Annotated in this window: 18 protein-coding genes; 4 read left to right on the plus strand and 14 right to left on the minus strand. The window is 43.6% G+C overall.

Features of this window, described 5'->3' with window-relative positions; translation table 11 throughout:
• Nucleotides 1–85: 85 nt before the first annotated feature.
• The 5 genes from HYN43_RS24815 to HYN43_RS24835 form a co-directional block, all read right to left on the minus strand.
• Nucleotides 86–1,039 carry an AraC family transcriptional regulator gene (locus HYN43_RS24815; RefSeq protein WP_119406587.1) on the minus strand — a complete coding sequence of 318 codons (954 nt, stop codon included), beginning with the start codon at nt 1,037–1,039 and terminating at the stop codon, nt 86–88.
• 112 nt (nt 1,040–1,151) lie between these two features.
• Complete coding sequence (gene polA / locus HYN43_RS24820; RefSeq protein WP_119406588.1) at nt 1,152–3,959, minus strand: DNA polymerase I; 2,808 nt, start codon at nt 3,957–3,959, stop codon at nt 1,152–1,154.
• 235 nt (nt 3,960–4,194) lie between these two features.
• On the minus strand, nt 4,195–4,758 hold the full coding sequence (locus HYN43_RS24825; RefSeq protein WP_119406589.1) for a DNA-3-methyladenine glycosylase I: 564 nt from the start codon (nt 4,756–4,758) through the stop codon (nt 4,195–4,197).
• The gene (locus tag HYN43_RS24830; protein ID WP_119406590.1) at nt 4,758–5,357 is read right to left on the minus strand and encodes a biopolymer transporter ExbD; all 600 of its coding nucleotides are present in this window, start codon (nt 5,355–5,357) and stop codon (nt 4,758–4,760) included. Before HYN43_RS24830 ends, HYN43_RS24825 begins: the two co-directional genes overlap by 1 nt.
• A 95-nt stretch (nt 5,358–5,452) precedes the next feature.
• A complete protein-coding gene (locus HYN43_RS24835; protein WP_119406591.1) occupies nt 5,453–5,800 on the minus strand; it encodes a carboxymuconolactone decarboxylase family protein in 348 nt (115 codons plus the stop codon).
• A gap of 115 nt (nt 5,801–5,915) precedes the next feature.
• On the opposite strand from HYN43_RS24835, the gene HYN43_RS24840 reads away from it, so the two are divergent.
• Nucleotides 5,916–6,296: a VOC family protein gene (locus tag HYN43_RS24840; RefSeq protein WP_119406592.1), complete on the plus strand. Its 381-nt coding sequence runs from the start codon at nt 5,916–5,918 to the stop codon at nt 6,294–6,296.
• A 109-nt stretch (nt 6,297–6,405) separates the two neighbouring features.
• The gene (locus tag HYN43_RS24845; protein WP_119406593.1) at nt 6,406–6,765 is read left to right on the plus strand and encodes a VOC family protein; all 360 of its coding nucleotides are present in this window, start codon (nt 6,406–6,408) and stop codon (nt 6,763–6,765) included.
• Nucleotides 6,766–6,922: 157 nt separating this feature from the next.
• Here HYN43_RS24845 and HYN43_RS24850 read toward each other — a convergent pair whose 3' ends face one another.
• The 9 genes from HYN43_RS24850 to HYN43_RS24890 form a co-directional block, all read right to left on the minus strand.
• Nucleotides 6,923–7,255, minus strand: a complete 333-nt coding sequence (locus HYN43_RS24850; RefSeq protein WP_119406594.1) for an MGMT family protein — start codon at nt 7,253–7,255, stop codon at nt 6,923–6,925.
• Complete coding sequence (gene trmB, locus HYN43_RS24855; RefSeq protein ID WP_119406595.1) at nt 7,255–7,914, minus strand: tRNA (guanosine(46)-N7)-methyltransferase TrmB; 660 nt, start codon at nt 7,912–7,914, stop codon at nt 7,255–7,257. Before trmB ends, HYN43_RS24850 begins: the two co-directional genes overlap by 1 nt.
• Before the next feature lie 281 nt (nt 7,915–8,195).
• The gene (locus tag HYN43_RS24860; RefSeq protein WP_119406596.1) at nt 8,196–8,642 is read right to left on the minus strand and encodes a hypothetical protein; all 447 of its coding nucleotides are present in this window, start codon (nt 8,640–8,642) and stop codon (nt 8,196–8,198) included.
• Between the two features lie 3 nt (nt 8,643–8,645).
• Nucleotides 8,646–8,996, minus strand: coding sequence for a phage holin family protein (locus HYN43_RS24865; RefSeq protein WP_119406597.1), 351 nt, complete (start codon nt 8,994–8,996; stop codon nt 8,646–8,648).
• A 64-nt stretch (nt 8,997–9,060) separates the two neighbouring features.
• Nucleotides 9,061–9,327: a YtxH domain-containing protein gene (locus tag HYN43_RS24870; RefSeq protein WP_119406598.1), complete on the minus strand. Its 267-nt coding sequence runs from the start codon at nt 9,325–9,327 to the stop codon at nt 9,061–9,063.
• Between the two features lie 162 nt (nt 9,328–9,489).
• The gene (locus tag HYN43_RS24875) at nt 9,490–10,524 is read right to left on the minus strand and encodes an AI-2E family transporter (RefSeq protein WP_119406599.1); all 1,035 of its coding nucleotides are present in this window, start codon (nt 10,522–10,524) and stop codon (nt 9,490–9,492) included.
• A 157-nt stretch (nt 10,525–10,681) separates the two neighbouring features.
• Complete coding sequence (locus HYN43_RS24880; RefSeq protein WP_119406600.1) at nt 10,682–10,882, minus strand: histidine kinase dimerization/phospho-acceptor domain-containing protein; 201 nt, start codon at nt 10,880–10,882, stop codon at nt 10,682–10,684.
• A 2-nt stretch (nt 10,883–10,884) separates the two neighbouring features.
• Entirely contained in the window at nt 10,885–12,330 is a 1,446-nt protein-coding gene (locus HYN43_RS24885) for a sigma-54-dependent transcriptional regulator (RefSeq protein WP_119406601.1), read from the minus strand.
• A gap of 174 nt (nt 12,331–12,504) precedes the next feature.
• Nucleotides 12,505–13,110: an outer membrane beta-barrel protein gene (locus tag HYN43_RS24890; protein WP_119406602.1), complete on the minus strand. Its 606-nt coding sequence runs from the start codon at nt 13,108–13,110 to the stop codon at nt 12,505–12,507.
• Nucleotides 13,111–13,556: 446 nt separating this feature from the next.
• Between HYN43_RS24890 and HYN43_RS24900 the strand changes: the two genes are divergently transcribed.
• Together HYN43_RS24900 and HYN43_RS24905 are read left to right on the plus strand one after the other, a co-directional pair.
• On the plus strand, nt 13,557–14,618 hold the full coding sequence (locus HYN43_RS24900) for a FecR family protein (RefSeq protein ID WP_119406604.1): 1,062 nt from the start codon (nt 13,557–13,559) through the stop codon (nt 14,616–14,618).
• Nucleotides 14,619–14,776: 158 nt separating this feature from the next.
• Nucleotides 14,777–18,310: a TonB-dependent receptor gene (locus HYN43_RS24905; protein ID WP_205589824.1), complete on the plus strand. Its 3,534-nt coding sequence runs from the start codon at nt 14,777–14,779 to the stop codon at nt 18,308–18,310.
• Nucleotides 18,311–18,327 lie beyond the last annotated feature (17 nt).

The raw sequence follows: 18,327 nt of genomic DNA on the forward strand, positions 1-18,327 counted from the left end.
CATATAAACAGGAAATATTTTGAGGCAAAAGTAGTGAGGTGTTTGGCTGGTAAGTCAGGAGCAATCAGGCAATTGTTAGCACAAATCATTCAATAACAGGGTGTATAAATTTTTCGCGGTAACTTTTTGGTGTGAATTGGGTATGCTTTTTAAACAGCCGTGCAAAATAGGCCGAATTTTCAAAGCCAAGGATCCCGGCAATTTCCGATATATTATGGTCGCTTTGTTTAAGCAGTACTTTGGCTTCTAAAATAAGTACATCGGTAATGTGCGCGGTAACCGGCTTGCCCGTACATTCCTTAACGCATTTATTGAGGTGATTGGCTGTTATATTAAGCTGCCCGGCATAAAAAGCAGCCGACTTTTGCTGCCGGGCATTTAGCTTTACGCATTGTAAAAACCCCGCCGCAATAAGCTCGGGCGCTGAGTATGATTTAGACGGAGGCATTGAAACATACTGCCTTTTCATTTGAATGAGCAGCTGGCACAACAAAACGCCTATCATCCGCTGTTTATCGCCAAAATCGTTCAGGTGCTCCTCTTCAATTTGTGTAAGCAATTGTTGTACCCCGCCGCTTTCCTCTGCTGATAGCCTAATGAGCGGGTTAGCATCTGCCTGGAAAAAAGGAAGTTCATCAAGCGTGCTTTGATTTTTTAAAAACTGCAGGATAAAATCTTTATCAAAAATGCAATAATATCCCTCGGCATCTTCGCTGCAGGCCTCAATTGCTTTGATACTTCCTGCTGCATAAAAGCAGATCATATTTGCGGTTATTTTAAAACGCTGCAAAGCATCGGTACGTACCATCTGCCCTTTTTTCAGCCAGCAAAACTCATATACGGTACTCCGGGCCGGGTTGATGGGGAAGTTGATATGCCGCGCAAAATCCTCTATCCGCATAATGGCAAAGATATTATGCTCGGGGTAAAGGCCATCCGCACTGCGGGCTGCCTGTGATAATAACGGCACCGCTTCGCCCGACAGAAATTGCCTGAAAAACTGGTTGGGGTTTCGGTATGGGATGTTTTGTTTTTCCATGGCGGGTTAAATAATGTTACCCTTACTAACATCATTTTTAATCCTGCTCGCGTTTTGCAAACGGGAGCAGGATTCTATAAAACTATTCCTCCCCCTTCAGGGGGCCGGGGGGCTAATGTGCCTCCAGCCAGTTCACACCCGTACCAATCTCCACCAAAATAGGCACTTCGGTTTTAATGGCTGTTTTCATGTTGTGCATAATAATGGGTTTAACAATTTCAACCTCGTTGTTGGGTACATCAAACACCAACTCGTCATGCACCTGCATGGTCATGCGGGATGCCAGGTTTTGGGCTTTAAATTCTTTATGGATATTGATCATGGCTATCTTGATCATATCTGCTGCCGAGCCTTGTATCGGCGCGTTAATGGCATTTCGCTCGGCAAAACCACGAACGGTGGCATTGGCCGAATTGATATCGCGCAGGTAACGGCGGCGACCCATCAGCGTGCATACATAACCGTTTTCGCGGGCGAAGTTCATGGTATCGCTCATGTATTGTTTAATACCGGCAAACTGCACAAAGTACTGCTCGATAATATCGGCAGCCTCCTTACGCGGAATGCCCAGGCTTTGTGATAAACCAAAAGCCGATTGACCGTAGATGATCCCGAAGTTAACAGCCTTGGCATTTCGGCGTTGGTCGCTGGTTACCTGGTCAAGAGGCACGCCGTAAACATTGGCTGCGGTGGCGGTGTGAATATCCAGATTATCAACAAATGCCTGCATCATGTTCGGATCTTTACTGATCTCGGCAATGATGCGCAGTTCAATCTGCGAGTAATCGGCAGATACTATCGTGTGGTCTTTATCCCGAGGGATAAATGCCTTACGCACCTCGCGGCCCCGCTCGGTACGGATAGGGATGTTTTGCAGGTTAGGGTTAACGCTGCTTAGCCTGCCGGTAGCGGCCACGGCCTGGTTGTATGAGGTGTGCACCCTCCCGGTTTTGGGGTTCACCATTTGCGGCAGCGCATCAACATAGGTTGATTTTAATTTTTGCAACTGGCGGAAATCCAAAATATCGCGCACAATATCACTTTTGGCAGCCAATGAAAGCAGTACATCCTCGCCGGTTTGATACTGGCCGGTTTTGGTTTTTTTGGCTTTGGGGTCGAGCATCAGTTTTTCAAACAGCACTTCGCCCAGTTGTTTTGGTGATGCGATGTTGAATTTTACGCCGGCTTTTTCATAAACCGTTTTTTCGTACTGCGCTATGTCGGTTTCCAGTTGTTTGCTGAAATCGCGCAGGGTATCATGATCTATTTTTACCCCCTCGTACTCCATATCGGCCAGTACATAAATAAGCGGGTGCTCTATTTCATTTACCAGTTTTTCGCCTTCAACTTCCTTCAGTTTGGGCTCAAAAATGGTTTTAAGTTGCAGGGTGATATCGGCGTCTTCGGCAGCGTACTCTTTGATCTTTTCAATTTCCACATCGCGCATGGTACCCTGGTTTTTGCCTTTAGGGCCTATGAGTTCGGTAATGGAAACAGGTTTGTAGCCCAGGTAATTTTCCGACAGGATATCCATATTATGGCGCGTATCCGGATCGAGGATATAATGAGCCAGCATGGTATCAAACAGGGTGCCTTTAACTTCAATATTATACCATTTCAGCATCAGCACATCAAACTTAATGTTTTGCCCTATTTTGCCGATGCTTTCGTTTTCAAGCACCGCCTTAAATTCGGTAACAATGCTTAGCGCCTCGGTTTGATCTGCCGGAACAGGTACATACCAGCCCTCGCCGGGTTTAACTGAAAACGACAGGCCTACCAGTTCGCAATAGTTAGGATCGGTACCGGTAGTTTCTGTATCAAAGCAGAAAGTTTGCTGCGCTGATAATACTTTGATAAGCGCTGCACGGCTTTCAACCGTATCGGCCAGGTGATATTGGTGCGGGGTGTTATTGATGTTTTTGGCAGCGATGGTAATGTCTTCGCGGATATCTTCCACATCAACAGCTAAAGTAGCGCGACCGGTTGCCGTTGGGTTACCAAAAAGATCGATCTGGGTGCCGGCGGGTTTTAACTCGGTAATGCTGAAATCATCGCCAAACACACGACGGCCCAAAGTGCGGAATTCCAGCTCGGCAAAAAGCGGTTCCAACAGCTCCTTGCTTGGCGCGCATACTTCCAGGCCTTCTTCGTCAAGCTCAACCGGCACATCCAGCAATATAGTGGCCAGTTTTTTTGATAGCAAACCCTGCTCTGCAAATTGCTCTACGTTTTCGCGCTGCTTGCCTTTTAACTCGTGACTGTTGGCTATAATGTTTTCCATCGAGCCATACTGTTTAATGAGCGCTTTAGCCGTTTTTTCGCCGATGCCTGGTATGCCAGGGATGTTATCAACTGCATCACCCCATAATCCTAAAATATCAATTACCTGGTGAACATGCTCAATTTCCCATTTGGCAAGCACTTCCTTAACGCCTAATATTTCCATCTCGTTACCCATTCGGGCCGGTTTGTAAATGAAAATATTATCAGATACCAGCTGGGCAAAATCTTTATCAGGCGTCATACAGAAAACGGTATAGCCCTTTTGCTCGGCTTTTTTGGCAAGGGTACCAATAATATCATCAGCCTCGTAACCATCCGAAGTGATAACCGGGATATTGAAACCTAATATGATCTTGATAACATAAGGCAAGGCCTTGGCCAGATCTTCGGGCATGGCTTCGCGGTGGGCCTTATAGCCTTCAAAATCGGTATGGCGTTCGGTTGGGGCTTCGGTATCAAAAACTACCGCCATGTGGGTGGGGGCTTCTTTTTTCAACACATCCAGCAGTGTATTGGTAAAACCCATCATTGCCGAGGTGTTTAACCCGTTTGATGTAAAGCGGGGTGTTTTACTTAAAGCAAAATGCGCCCGGTAAATGAGGGCCATTCCATCCAATAGAAATAGTTTTTTCATCTTTTTATGATTTCACTGATTAGTTTTTTTATGATTTAACTGATTGGTTTGATTTCACAGATTGAAAACGATAAACCGCAGCAAATTGATAACTTAACTCATCAATGTGATTTTTCCCGTCTCAAAAATACAATTATTGTTGACGAATAATCATCGCCTCCTGCCCGAAAGTGAGAAGCCGTAAAGCATCGGAAAGAATCGGTGAAATCAAATCAATCAGTGCAATCGCAAAAAATCACTTAAAACTACAAGTAGGTATATGATCATTCACCATGCCCGTAGCCTGCATAAAGGCATAACAAATAGTAGTACCAAAAAATTTAAATCCGCGCTTTTTCATGTCCTTAGCAATAGCATCAGATTCGGGACTGGTTGCCGGAGTAGCGTTTGAGTGGTTCATGATGGCTTTACCTCCCGGCATAAAGCTGTACAGGTATTTATCAAACGAACCAAACTCTTTTTGAATGTTAATGAACAGTTGGGCATTGGTGATTGAAGTTTTTATTTTGAGCCTGTTACGAATAATACCTTCATCCTGCATCAAACGATCGGCATCCTCGTCCGTAAAGGCCGCTACTTTTTGCACATCAAAATTAGCGAAGGCGTTACGGTATGCTTCGCGGCGGCGCAATATGGTGATCCAGCTTAATCCAGCCTGTGCCGATTCGAGAATTAAAAACTCGAAAAAAGTATGGTCATCGTGAATTTCCTTACCCCACTCTTCATCGTGGTATTTGATGTATAATTCGTCGATTCCCGGCCAGCGGCAGCGTTGTACGTTATCAGTTTGATTGCTCATTATATTTGTTTTTTGTAGGAATAGATGATTGAAAATTTATTGATTTTTTGTTGCCCCAACATCGCTATCACATTTTTGATGTTGGGATATGGCGTATCAGCATCAGCCATAATAAAAATGTGCGACCATCTGCCATACTTTTCAAACGTAACCTTGCGGGATATTTTTATCCATTCAGCTAATTCATCGGTTGTTAATCCTGGCTGATTGTAATAATCCGTAGCGTTATAGTAGCCTGAAATGTATTTTTTTATTGTTGTCAAGGGTGTCCCGATCACATCTGTTTCACAAAATTTGGTTGCCTCAGCCTGTGTAAATTCGGTACCATGCCCCTTTCCTATTTGTTTTAATGCCACTTCGCGAATATCCGCGACATCAAGCTTTAACATCAATTTGTTCTGGCCGATGAGTATGGTAGTCGCATAGCCATCGGGGTCAGCAGTATTAAAATACGATCCGGTTGGCAAATTGATAGCCAAAGGATAACGGATAGCCGGCCGACCGCAGAGGATGAGGAATGCCAGAGCGATAAACAATAAGTTAAACATCGGAAACATATCGATACCGAAATGTTTTCTGCGGGATTTAGATTTATACATGATGTGACAGGTTAAGTGACGTATTAATCAGCAATATTATAAGGCGTAAACTCTGTAATAGCGCATTTACTCCTTATAACGCTGCCGTCATGTACTTATTTCACTTCATTCAATTCGTCCCAGTACTCCACTGCTCTGCGGTAATGCGGAATCACTATCGAGCCGCCAACCAAATTGGCAATCATAAACACCTCGTTCATCTCATCATGCTTAACACCTGCCTCAAAACATTTGCCCAGGTGATATTTAATACAATCATCGCAACGCAAAACCATACTGGCAACCAGGCCAAGCATTTCTTTAGTTTTAACATCCAACGCACCTTCGGCGTAGCTGGTGGTATCGAGGGCGAAAAAGCGTTTAATATTGGTGTTGGCGGTTTCCGTGATCCTGTCGTTCATTTTGGTACGATAGGCATCAAATTCTTCTATCAGTTTTCCCATGGGATGCAGTGTTTATTGTTGAATAAATTATGAAGCTAATAAAGCTAAATTAATTAGCATTTTAAAATATTGATGATTATTTTTATCGCCGTAAATCAAATTTTACGCCCCGGTTATGGAAAGCCTTTCGCCCAATATTTTTGTAAGCAACATGAACGAAACCATTAAGTTTTATGAACTTTTAGGTTTTAAAGTGGTTATGAGCGTACCCGAAACCGGTGCCGACCTGGTTTGGACCATGATGACCAAAGGCGCTGTAACCATGATGTTCCAAACGTACGAAAGCCTGGCCGAAGACCTGCCCGAAATACACCGCACCGACGGGGGCTCGCTGCTGCTCTACATCAACCTTAAAAATATCCGCGGTTTTTTTGATGAGATCAAAGATAAAGTAACAGTGCTGAAAGGCCTCGAGACAACTTTTTACGGCGCTACCGAGTTTTCGATAAAAGATAATAATGGTTACGTGCTTACTTTTGCGGAGCACGAGAGTTAACAAAATCGTCATTGCGAGGAACGAAGCAATCGCACGGAAGCCAATCCGCTATGTATAGTTCGTGATTGCTTCGTTCCTCGCAATGACGCCTTAATAGAATAGGGGCTTTATGATCAACTTTAAACGCGCCGACCATATCCAGGTTTGCGTTCCGTTGGAGCGGCTGGAGGAGGCAAGAATTTTTTATACCGATGTTGTGGGCTTGGAGCGTATTGAACGCCCGGCTTTCAACTCCAAAGGCTACTGGTTTCAGATAGCCGATATTCAGCTGCATTTAAGTACCGAAGAGGCTTTACCGCGCTCATCGCGCCATACAGCTTTTGAAGTTGAAGATATTGCCGAAGCCCGCAGGCATTTGGAATGTTACGGAGTTGAATTTTGGGAAGAGCCGGTTATTCCGGGCCGTACAAGGTTTTCGTTTATTGATCCGTTTGGTAACAGGATGGAGTTGTTGCAGTTTACTCCCTAAACCGAATGTCATTTCGATAGAGCGGCGGGGAGGGAAGAGCGCCCGGGCGAAAGAGAAATCTTGTACGCCCCGCAAATCCGATAAGCATTTTGGCTCTGCACGGTATACAAGATTTCTCACTCGTTCCTCGTTTCGAAATGACAATTTTTATTTTTAATCACAGCGCCAGCTCCACCATCGGATCCCAAAACACAGTTTTAAAATCCTGTACCTGATCATCTTCCACCCTTACCCCTTCGCTTTCCAGCATCTCGGCCATGCAGTTACCACCAAAATGCCCCTTGGCGGTTAGCAAACCAACGCGGTTTACTACCCTATGTGCCGGCACAGGTGGTTTTGCACCTCCGGCAGCTTGCATAGCCCAACCCACCATGCGCGATGAACCTTTGGTACCAAGGTAAGCGGCAATAGCACCATATGATGTTACCCGCCCCACCGGGATGAGCCGGGCTACCTGGTATACCTTTTCAAAAAAATTAATCTCCTCCATTAAGCATTTCCCGGAAATGAAAACTTAAGGTAGTTAATGTTCTTGTTATCATTTAAATATTTTTTTTCGTAATAGGTTTTGATCGAGAGCACCTCATCTGCATATTCTGAATTGTACAGATCTTCGGTTTTAATGTGAAGGTTTAGTTTCATCTCTTCAATCTTTTCGGCGGTGTAAGCGTGTAAGCCGTCGTTATCTGTTTTCAGGTTAACAAAGCCTCCCGGTTTAAGGATGCTCACATATTTTTCGAGGAAGCGTGGCGAAGTTAAACGCTTTTTTTCGCGGCTTAACTGTGGCTGCGGATCCGGGAAAGTGATCCAGATCTCGTCAATCTCGCCGGGAGCAAAATAATCCAGCAGGTTTTCTATCTGGATGCGGAGGAAAGCCACATTAGGCACGCCGTCTTCAATGGCAGTTTTGGCTCCGCGCCAAATGCGGTTGCCTTTATAATCGATACCGATAAAATTTTTATTTGGGAAAAGGCGGGCAAGGTTAACGGTGTACTCACCTTTGCCGCAGGCCAGTTCAAGTACAACCGGGTTATCATTTTTAAAAAACTCCCGGCTCCATTGGCCGTTAAACGGTTTACCTGCATCTAATTGCAGTACATTGCTAAAAGTTTCAACTTCGGCAAAACGCCTTAACTTATCTTTTCCCACTTTAATTTTTTAAAATAAAGCGCAAAAGTATTGAATTTATTTTAACAGGGATAGTTTGAGTGATAGTGGGTGATTAAAGCGGAAAGAATAGTCATCACGTCATTGCGAGGTACGAAGCAATCGCACGGAAGTAGAGCAGCTATACAAATCCCCCTGTACAGTTCGCGATTGCTTCGTACCTCGCAATGACGACTGGGAGAGAATATATTGAGTATTAACACAAATTGCCTTGCAAACAGCAAAGCAATCGATCAATTTTTTGATGTAGATAGTAAAAAAACTTACACTACCGCCCCACCCACCGGTTTAACATAAGGTGCCGGCTTATATTCCTTATCCTCTTTCTTTTTAGTGAATTTAGCAAACAGAGCTTTGGCTTTATCCCAAACGCCGCTTACGGTTTCTTCGCTTACATAGTTGGATGCTTTTTGCGATACCAAACCAACCAGGGTTTTTACCAAAAAGTTGGAGTGTTTAAACAGCGTTTTATTTAATGCCAGCGGAATGATAAATCTTGATACCAGGTTAAGCATATCCGGGTGGAAAATACTGGTGCCTTTTATGGCATCAGTATCATTGGAGCGTGGAAATAAGGTTAATGCCGTTGAAAAAATGGCAGAGGGGCTGTTTACCCTTGCTTTTAATGCAATGGCTTGTTCCTTTTCGAGGGCCTTAAGTCTGAATATTTCGGCCTGTAAATCGCTTATATTGGTGATGTGAAGATCCATGGTTTATCGTTTAAATATTTTTTGGATAAAGATGTTGATCAACGGCCGCTCGAGGTTCCGTTTAAATATCTTGATAAACATGGCTATCAAAAAGTAAAGTACGGCAACACATCCAAACCCTGCCCAATACGAATGGAATACAGTGGCCAGGTAAAAACCAAGTGTAACACTGGCAAAAAGAAAGGCCAGCACCATGCTGATTACAACTACCACATCAGCAATAATGCTTGCCAAAATGGATGTGCCGCCTTCAATTGCTTCATACTTTAAAAGCTTAAACCGCAGTTCGGCGTATTCTTTTAATTGCTCAATAATAGGAGGTACTGGTGGCGGAGTTTCTTTTTTCTCTTCCATAGGTAAGGTTATAGAATCCCGGGTTTAGCTGAAGGGCTAAACCCGGGACAGGGTATAATGATGTTTAAGCGTGCTCCAGGTCGTCCTGGTATTCTTCTTCGGCGCCTTTAATTTTGGTTTTGATGTTTTCAACAACCTTGTCTTTCAAACCAACCAGGTTATCAATTTCGGCAGCGGCAGTATCTTTGATAGATTCGCCAAGATTTTTTAATGATTCGCTAAGCTTATCGCGGGTTTCATTGCCTTTATCAGGTGCAAACAAAATGCCTAAAGCTGCCCCTGCCGCCAAACCGGCAAGTAATGCAACAACTATTTTTGAGTTATCGTTCATTGTAATATAATTATAAGTTGAACACTTGATTAGTTACTTGTAAATATCCTGCCAAATATGTGCATTTGGCCCATTTATTTTTATTTAAGTATAAATTAATTTTTTGGCGGTGCCCAATTTTTACCCGCTGTTCACAAAACTGTGCAGCGTTGTAGCTATACTTTATACATTGCTTATCCGCTCCAGCCTGTCGGCAGCAAGGCGGTTGGTTTCGTAAATTTCCATCAGCAATAAAAAATACGATAACAGCACAGGCCCAAATACCAGGCCCAGAATACCAAACAGCGGCAAGCCGATAAACACACCAATTACCGATATGATGGGATGTGTATTAGCTACCCGGCGGTTGATGATCATGCGCAAAAAGTTATCGATGTTGCCGATAAACAATAAGCCATAAGCCAGTAACAATACGCCCTGCCAGTTGTGTCCCTGGGCAAAAAGAACGATGCTGGCCGGTATGCACAGCGTTGGCGCACCAACCACAGGTAAAAACGAAATAAAGATAGCTATAACGCCCCAAAAAATAGGGTCGGGGATACCAAATATCCAAAATCCGTTGGCCAGCAAAATACCTTGTGTTAACGCGATGATGCCTTGTCCTAAAACGTTCGAATACGTAGAATCGCGTAGGGCGTTGGCAAATCTTAGCGCATGTTGTTCGCGGAAAGGGGCGTATTTCAGCAAACCAGCCTCAAACTCACGTATTTGGGTAAACATAAAATATAAAATAAAATACAACACCAGCAGCGTTATGATGGAGTTTGCCGCACTGCCTATTATGGATGGGAACAGGCCCGTAGCAAAGCCACCCAGTTTTTGCAGGGTTTCTTCGGCAAGGTGAGGCTGGTTAAGGTTTGCTGCCGCGAAGGTGTCTATCTTGGTTGTCCACTGTTCAATTGGCAAATCCTTAATGTTGATAGAGGTTATTTTACCAACTACCATCACACTAAGCGTAACAAACGGGATAACGATAACAATAAGCGAAATAAAGATAATAAGCAAAGCCACCAGCGAACTGTTCCAGCCACGTTTTTCGGCAAGGTTGATATAAAGCGGCCTGAACATGGTAAAAAGCACAATGGCGCCAAGTATAGAACTGAACAAGCCACTTAGTGCGTAAAGTAAAAAACAGCCGAGTATAATGATACTGGCCAGGATAATGTTGTTGCGCTGTTTATAATTAAAAACCGACATTTAGGTTGATGTATTATTACATTGCTAAAAAGCAAAAAAACGCCAAAAAGTTTTGGCGTTTTTATTTTAAGTATGAAGCTTAAAGTCTTGAGTCTGAAGTCTCGAATATGGTTGGCTTTGAACTTATAACTTCCGACTTAAGACTTAAAAAAAGCCACTATTCTGTATCTTTAAGCAAACTGTTAATCCTGTTTGAGCTGATGGTTATCGTATCGATATAAAACAAAACATCGGTTGATGGATTCGGAATCTCGTACCGCAATTGTTCAAGCGCAAGGATAATGTTTGATAACTGATTTTTAATATCATGCCGAAGCTTATGTAGGGCCTCGGCATCGTTTTTTTCGTCGGCCCCCATCGTTATTTCAGGTTAATGGCCTTCATTTTATTGTACAATGTTTTACGGTCGATGTTGAGGATTTCGGCTGCCTTGGTTTTGTTAAAGTTAACTTCCCGCAGCACACGGATAATGGTTTCATATTCGGCCTCCAACGCGGCATTTTTCAAATCGTGGCGGTTTTCTTTTACTTCGGGCACTTCGGTATGTGTACTGCTGTGATGCCCGTTGCTGTGTGATGATGGTTCGTACGATAATTTATAGGTCGACATCTCCAACGGCAGCGCTTTCAATGTAATCTCGTTACCTTCGGTTAACAACGTAGCGCGGCGCATTACGTTTTTCAACTCGCGGATATTGCCCTGCCAGCGGTAGTTCATAAAACAATCAATCACCTCCTGCGACAGCGACTCTACGTTGCGGCCCAATTCCTGGTTGGCAATTTTTAAAAAGTGCTCGGCCAGTAAAATAATATCGTGCCCCCTGTCGCGCAGCGGCGGCATGTAAATACTGAATTCGTTAAAACGATGGTACAGGTCCTCGCGGAAACGGCCTTTCTGGATACCGTCCTGCAAATTCTCATTAGTGGCTATAATAATGCGCACATCCAGGTCAATCTCCTTGGTGCTGCCTATCCTTTTTACCTTGCGCTCCTGTACCGTACGCAGAAGGGCGGCCTGGATCTCGTAGGATAAATTACCCACCTCATCCAAAAACAAAGTACCACCGTTAGCCATTTCAAAGTGCCCGATTTTGGTATACAGGGCACCGGTAAACGACCCTTTCTCGTGGCCAAAAAATTCGCTCGCGGCAAGCTCTTTGGTTAATGATCCGCAATCCATCGCAATAAATGGCTGGTTATGCCGCGGGCTGTTAAGGTGGATGCTCTTCGCAACCGACTCTTTACCTGTACCACTCTCGCCCAAAATAATAACGCTGTAATTGGTTGGAGCTACCAGTTCAATCTGGCGGGCCAACTCACGCGATGCCTTGCTGGTGCCGGTTACAAACTCGCTGGCAAAAACGGTTTTTTTGGTGTCTTTGCTTGCTTTGGCTTTTTCGGGCACAATGGCGGCCTGCGGCTCTTCGTCAACCTCAACCAGGGCGTGGTGGGTTTCAAAAGCTTTATTAATAGTATTTAATATTTCATCGGGATACAGGGGCTTGGTGATGTAGTCATACGCCCCCATTTTAATCAGCTCAACGGCCATTTTAATGTCCGAGTAGCCGGTAATAATAATAACGCCGGTTTTAGGATATTGCTGTTTAATGTTGCGCAGCATCTCGCGTCCATCGGTATCTTCCAACCTGAAATCGCACAGCACGAGTTGAAATTCGCCGTTTTTAAGCGCTTCCATCCCCCCTGTACCGCTGGATGCGGTACTTACGTCAAACCCGTTACGCGTTAAAAACTTCGATAGCAATAACGCTACATTAACTTCATCATCAATGATGAGAATCCTCTTCATATTCGGCAATTAGTGTTAGCGGTAAATGTATTGTTTGGTGTTAAAATACAAACAATGTGCTAATTTATACGATTTATTTAATTATAGGGTTCGGCTCAACTAAAAAATAGCAATAAAAAAGGGGAGCTTGTTGGAAGCTCCCCTTTTTTAATAAGGTATATGTAGGGCCATATATTAAAAGCCGTACGCTACACGTAAACCAATAAAGTTCACTTTGCTTGCATCAACGCCGGTTGCGTATTTGGTAGTTGCTTCGTAACGCACACCTGCATCAATAAAGCTGCCTGCACTTACCGGGAACTGAACACCAATTTGCGGTGCGTAAACAAAAGCGGTTGATTTGTTGGCACCAACGTCAGATTTGTTTAGCAAAAACGCTGCACCTGCTTCACCCTGTACATAAAAATTGCTGATAGGGAAGAATTTTAAACCTGCTTTAACCGGGATCAGATGAAAATCGGTAGGGCTAACGGTGGTGTTACCAACAACTACATCGTTTTTGCCGAAAATGTTGTTGTAACCTGCGTTAACGGTAACAAATAATTTATCTGAATAAACCGGGATATCAGCCTGTACCGAACCGCCTAAATTCCATTTGTAGTTGTCTTTAAAATCGCCCAAAGGAATACCGGCGTCAACACCGATGCTATAGCGGATGCCGCTTTTAGTAGTAGTTGTTGATGTAGAAGGGGTAGTAGGTGTAGATGTTTGTGCTTTTGCACCGAATGATAAGCCTGCAAATGCAAGGACTAATGCTGAAATTTTGAATAAATTTTTCATAACTAATTGTTGTGTTTTTGATATTGTGATTGAAACACATGGCAAAGTAACAACAGAAAATAAATCCGATTTTTCATCCGAAAGTCATGAGTATTTAATCGATTGATTGATAATAATTTATTTTTTGACCGGATGAGTTCGATGGTCAGCTTATTGTCAAAGGGTTTATGAATTGCCTTTTTTGTGTCAAAATTAACATTGTCTTAACATGGGTTTTGGGGCGCAAATTTGATGAAATCTGCGTGAAATTGGTAAAAACGGGGGATAATCGTTGTAAAAAACTGCCTGCATCAAAATTTTTAAGTTGGTTATAATCCAGATCAAAATCAAACGGATCAGGAAAATCTGCGCAATCAAAGTAATCATCCCTATCAACGGTCAAAAATAATTTTTACCGCCTTTTGAGGGTATCCGTTTTTTCGATTGTCTTAACGATAATATTACAAATGGATAACGAAGAAGTAAAACTGCTATTGGTTAAATACATCACCGGCGAGGCTACCGAACAGGAACTTGAGCAGGTGAAGCAGTGGATTGGTGCGCACCCCGAAAACGAACAGTATTTTGCACAGCTATATGAAACCTGGCATAATATACTTTACCTGCAGCCCATGGTTGTAAATAAGGATAATGCCTACGATAAATTTACTGACACGCTTGAGCCGCAAACGCCGCATCGTTATGCCCGGCTTATTACATGGGGCAAAATAGCGGCCTGCGTTGTGTTGCTTGCCACGGTTTCGGTTACCTTTTATAAACGTTATTCAAAAAATATACAAAGCGTAAAGCAAATAGCGGTTAACCATGGTTCTATCAAAAAGATTGTTTTAGCTGATGGCACAATGGTTTGGCTCAACGCAGGCAGCAAGCTTAACTACACGGCCGATTTTGGCAAAACTACCCGTACCGTTTACCTGGAAGGCGAAGCTTTTTTTGAAATAGCACCGGGAAAAAAAGAGATCCCCTTTATTGTTAATACAAAAAATTATACTGTAAGGGATATCGGAACAAAATTTAATCTTAAAGCCTACGCCTCCGACCCCTTTTTGGAAACTACGGTTGTAAAAGGCGAGGTATCTGTAGAGGGTAATGCTGAAAGCAGTAATCACGAAATGAACCGCATTTACGTAAAACCTCACCAGGTACTGCGCATTTATTATCGCCCTAAAAAAGAAAACTACAGTTACACTGTTCCGGATACCAAAAACCTGAACGAGATACAGGTTACCGAGGTTGACGAAGCTAAATTAAACCGTTACGACGGCTGGAAAGATAACCTGCTGGTATTTGATGATGCCACACTTAAAGAAATGGCCGGCGTGCTTGAGCGCCGCTACAACGTAAGCATCAATATTAATAATGATGAGCTTGCGGGCATCCGCTACTCGGGCAGTTTTAAAAATGTGCCCGACATTGAAAAAGTGCTGGCCCTCATTATGGAGAATACTCCTATTGATTATACCCGCACAGGAAACGTAATTAACATCACTAAAACCAACAATAACTAAACATCAAAAAACCAACAGAAAAATATGATAAAAAACTAACGCTCATCATAACATAAAAAGCCCGGATGTGCTACCAACACAACCCGGGCCTATAAGCAATCAAAGCTAATACCCTACGCTTGGGGAAGCATCGTATTAACTGATTAACAAACAAATTTATGATTAATTTTTACAGAAAGACCGCTCTGGCTGATGGCCTGTGGCAAAAAACTATCAAAATTATGAAGCTGGTAACCGTTCTGCTCTTAACGGGCATTATGCAAATACACGCTGCCGCTTACTCGCAAAACGTTTACAATTTTAATGTAAGCAATATCTCTGTTAAGCAAATGTTTAAGCAAATTGAAAAAAGCAGTAAATACACTGTTTTTTACCGGCTTGACCAGGTAGATGTTGACAAAAAAATAAGCGTTGCCGCGCAGGACGCCACTATCGAAACGGTAATGAAACAGGTGCTGCAAAAGCAGGCGCTTACCTTCCAGGTGGTGGATGATATTATTGTGGTAAAACCGGTAAATGACAGGCCAATTGTTACCGTAACGGTTACCGGTGTGGTAAAAGATGTTAATGGCCAACCCTTGCCGGGCGTTAGCGTAAAATTGAAAGGCAGTAACCTGGGCACCGTTACCGATATGAATGGTAAATACAGCCTCACCCTGCCCGATGGTACCGGAACACTGGAGTTTGCCTTTTTGGGCTTTACAACGCAGTCGGTTCCGGTTAACGGGCAAACTACTGTAAATGTAACCCTGCTCGAAGAATCAAAAGCCCTGAACGAGGTTGTGGTAGTTGGTTATACCACGCAGAAAAAGAAGGATTTGACAGGTGCGGTTGCAGTGGTGAACGTAAAAGATCTAAACAAGCAGGCAACGTCATCGGTTATTAACCAGCTACAAGGCCAGGCCTCGGGCGTTACCGTTACCGGTTCGGGCCAGCCAGGCGAGGAACCACAGATTCACATCCGCGGTTTTAACACTTTCGGCATCAACACACCTTTGTATATAGTTGATGGGGTAGAAACAACTGATGTAAGCACACTTAACCCAAATGATATCGAATCGTTCCAGGTGTTAAAAGATGCCAGTTCGGCCTCCATTTATGGTTCGAGAGCGGCAAATGGTGTTATTATCATCACCACCAAAAAAGGTAAAGGCAAGGTAAATATCCAGTACGATGCTTATTACGGTTCGCAGAAACCTAAAGGCGGCAATGTTTGGGACATTTTAAGTCCGAAGGATATGGCAACCCTGAAAATGACCGCGCAAAAAAACTCCGGCATTACCGATTTTCAGGACGACCAATACAACCCGGACGGCAATGGCTCAACCTATACTCTGCCCGATTATATTACCCCGGCAGGCGCAAAAAACGGCGACCCGGCTGTTGATCCGAAGTTGTATTATGTAAACCCATATTTTACATCGCCTGATGATTATAACAGCTTTTACCGCATAACAAAGGCTAACAAAGCCGGTACCGACTGGTACCACGCAATTTTTAAAACCGCGCCGATGACAAGCCATAACTTATCGGTTAGCGGTAGCACTGAGCAGGCCAGTTATTTGTTCTCATTAAATTATTACAACCAGCAGGGTACTTTGATAGATACCTATCAAAAACGCTACAGCCTGCGTTCAAATACGTCGTTCAACCTGTCAAAACATATCAGGATAGGTGAAAACATTGCGTACTCCATTACCAAAAACCCTAAAGTTGGCGCTAATGATCCGGATGGTGTAATTACCATGGCTATTCGTGAACAGCCTATTATCCCGGTTTACGATATTAAAGGCAATTACGCAGGCAGCTATGGTTCAGGCCTGGGCGATGCCAATAACCCGGTAGCTATCCAAAACAGATCGGCAGTAAATGGCGCTGTTGACTACCGTATAATTGGTAACGTATTTGCCGAAGCCGACATTTTAAAAGGCCTTACCCTGCGCACCAGCTTTGGTGGCGATATTACCAACGGGCACGACCACTACTTTAGCTACCCAACTTACGAAAACGTTGAAAACTCGTTAACAAACAGCTATTCGGAAGATTCATACAGCAACTACACCTATAACTGGACCAACACATTAACCTATCAGCATAATTTTGGTAAGCATGATATAAAGTTGCTGGCAGGTACCGAATCGGTAGAAAATTACAACTCGAGCATGGGGGCCAACAGTAAAAACTATTTTTCTTTTGATCCTAATTATGTAAACCTGTCAACAGGTACGCCGGGCAGTAATTATAGCAGCCGCAATTCGCAAACGCTGTTTTCATTATTTGCCCGTTTTGATTACGCTTATGATGATAAGTATTTGTTTAACTCAACTATCCGCAGGGATGGGGCTTCTCCTTTTTCTGAGAAAAACAAATACGGGTATTTCCCTTCTTTCAGCGGCGCATGGCGCATCTCGCAGGAAAACTTCCTGAAAGGCACCAAATGGCTTACTGATTTGAAGATCAGGGGTGGATGGGGCATTATGGGTAACCAGATCAATATCAACCCTGAAAACGCCTTTACTACATTTAATACTAACATAGGCCAGTCGTTTTATCCTATTAACGGCGGCCCCGATATTGTACCGGGCTTTTACCAGGCACAGATCTCCAACCCGGATGCCAAGTGGGAAAAAGATATCAATACCAACTTTGGTTTTGATGCAACCCTGTTTGATGGCAAAATCTCGATCACTGCCGATTACTACCGTAAAGACATCCGCGACCTGTTGTTTAACGCGCCGCAATTGGGTACGGCAGGTAACGGCGCACCGCCTTTCATAAACGTTGGTAAAATGAAAACCGATGGTTTGGATGTTTCCGTAACCGGTAATTTCAAAGCCAGCAGCGATCTTGGCTTTAATGCTACAGGTACGTTTACCACTTACAACAACAAGATCAAAACTGTATCAACAGGTGCCGATTATTTTTATGGCAGCCACCTGGGCCGGTTTGACAATTTTATAAGCCGCAACCAGGTTGGTCACTCCTTAGGTGAGTTTTATGGTTACCAGATAGAAGGCTTCTGGAACAGCCAGGCCGAAATTGATGCGGCCAACGCATCGGCACAAAAAATTACCAATAACCCAGATGAGGTTTACCAAAGTGATGTGAAACCCGGCCGCTTTAAATATAAAGATGTGAACGGCGATGGCATAATCACCGATGCCGACCGCACCTTTATAGGCAATCCAAACCCTAAAGTTACAGCTGGCCTTAACCTTGGCGTAACCTATAAAAATTTTGATGCCAGCGTATTCTTCTACGGCTCGTTTGGTAACAAGATCTGGAACAGTGTAAAATACTGGACAGATTTTTACTCATCGTTTGAAACCGCCAAAAGCCATACCGCATTGTATGATTCGTGGACACCAACCAACCACAATGCCAAAGCGCCTATCCAGGAGCTTGATGCATCAACCAGCAGCGGATCTACGCCAAACTCGTACTTTGTTGAAAACGGCACTTATGTACGCATGCGCAATGCGCAGATAGGCTATTCGTTCAACCTCAACAGCCTTAAAAAAATCGGCGTACAAAAACTGCGGATCTACGCTTCGGCAACCAACCTGTTCACCATTACCGGTTACAAAGGTGTTGATCCAGAACTTGGCGGCAGTACTACCACTTTTGGTATTGATGAGGGCAGCTATGGCAGTCCGCGTACATTTTTATTTGGTGTTAACTTTTCATTATAACAGATTACTCAAGAAGG

The sequence above is a fragment of the Mucilaginibacter celer genome, from assembly GCF_003576455.2.
GTDB classification, from domain to species: Bacteria; Bacteroidota; Bacteroidia; order Sphingobacteriales; family Sphingobacteriaceae; genus Mucilaginibacter; species Mucilaginibacter celer.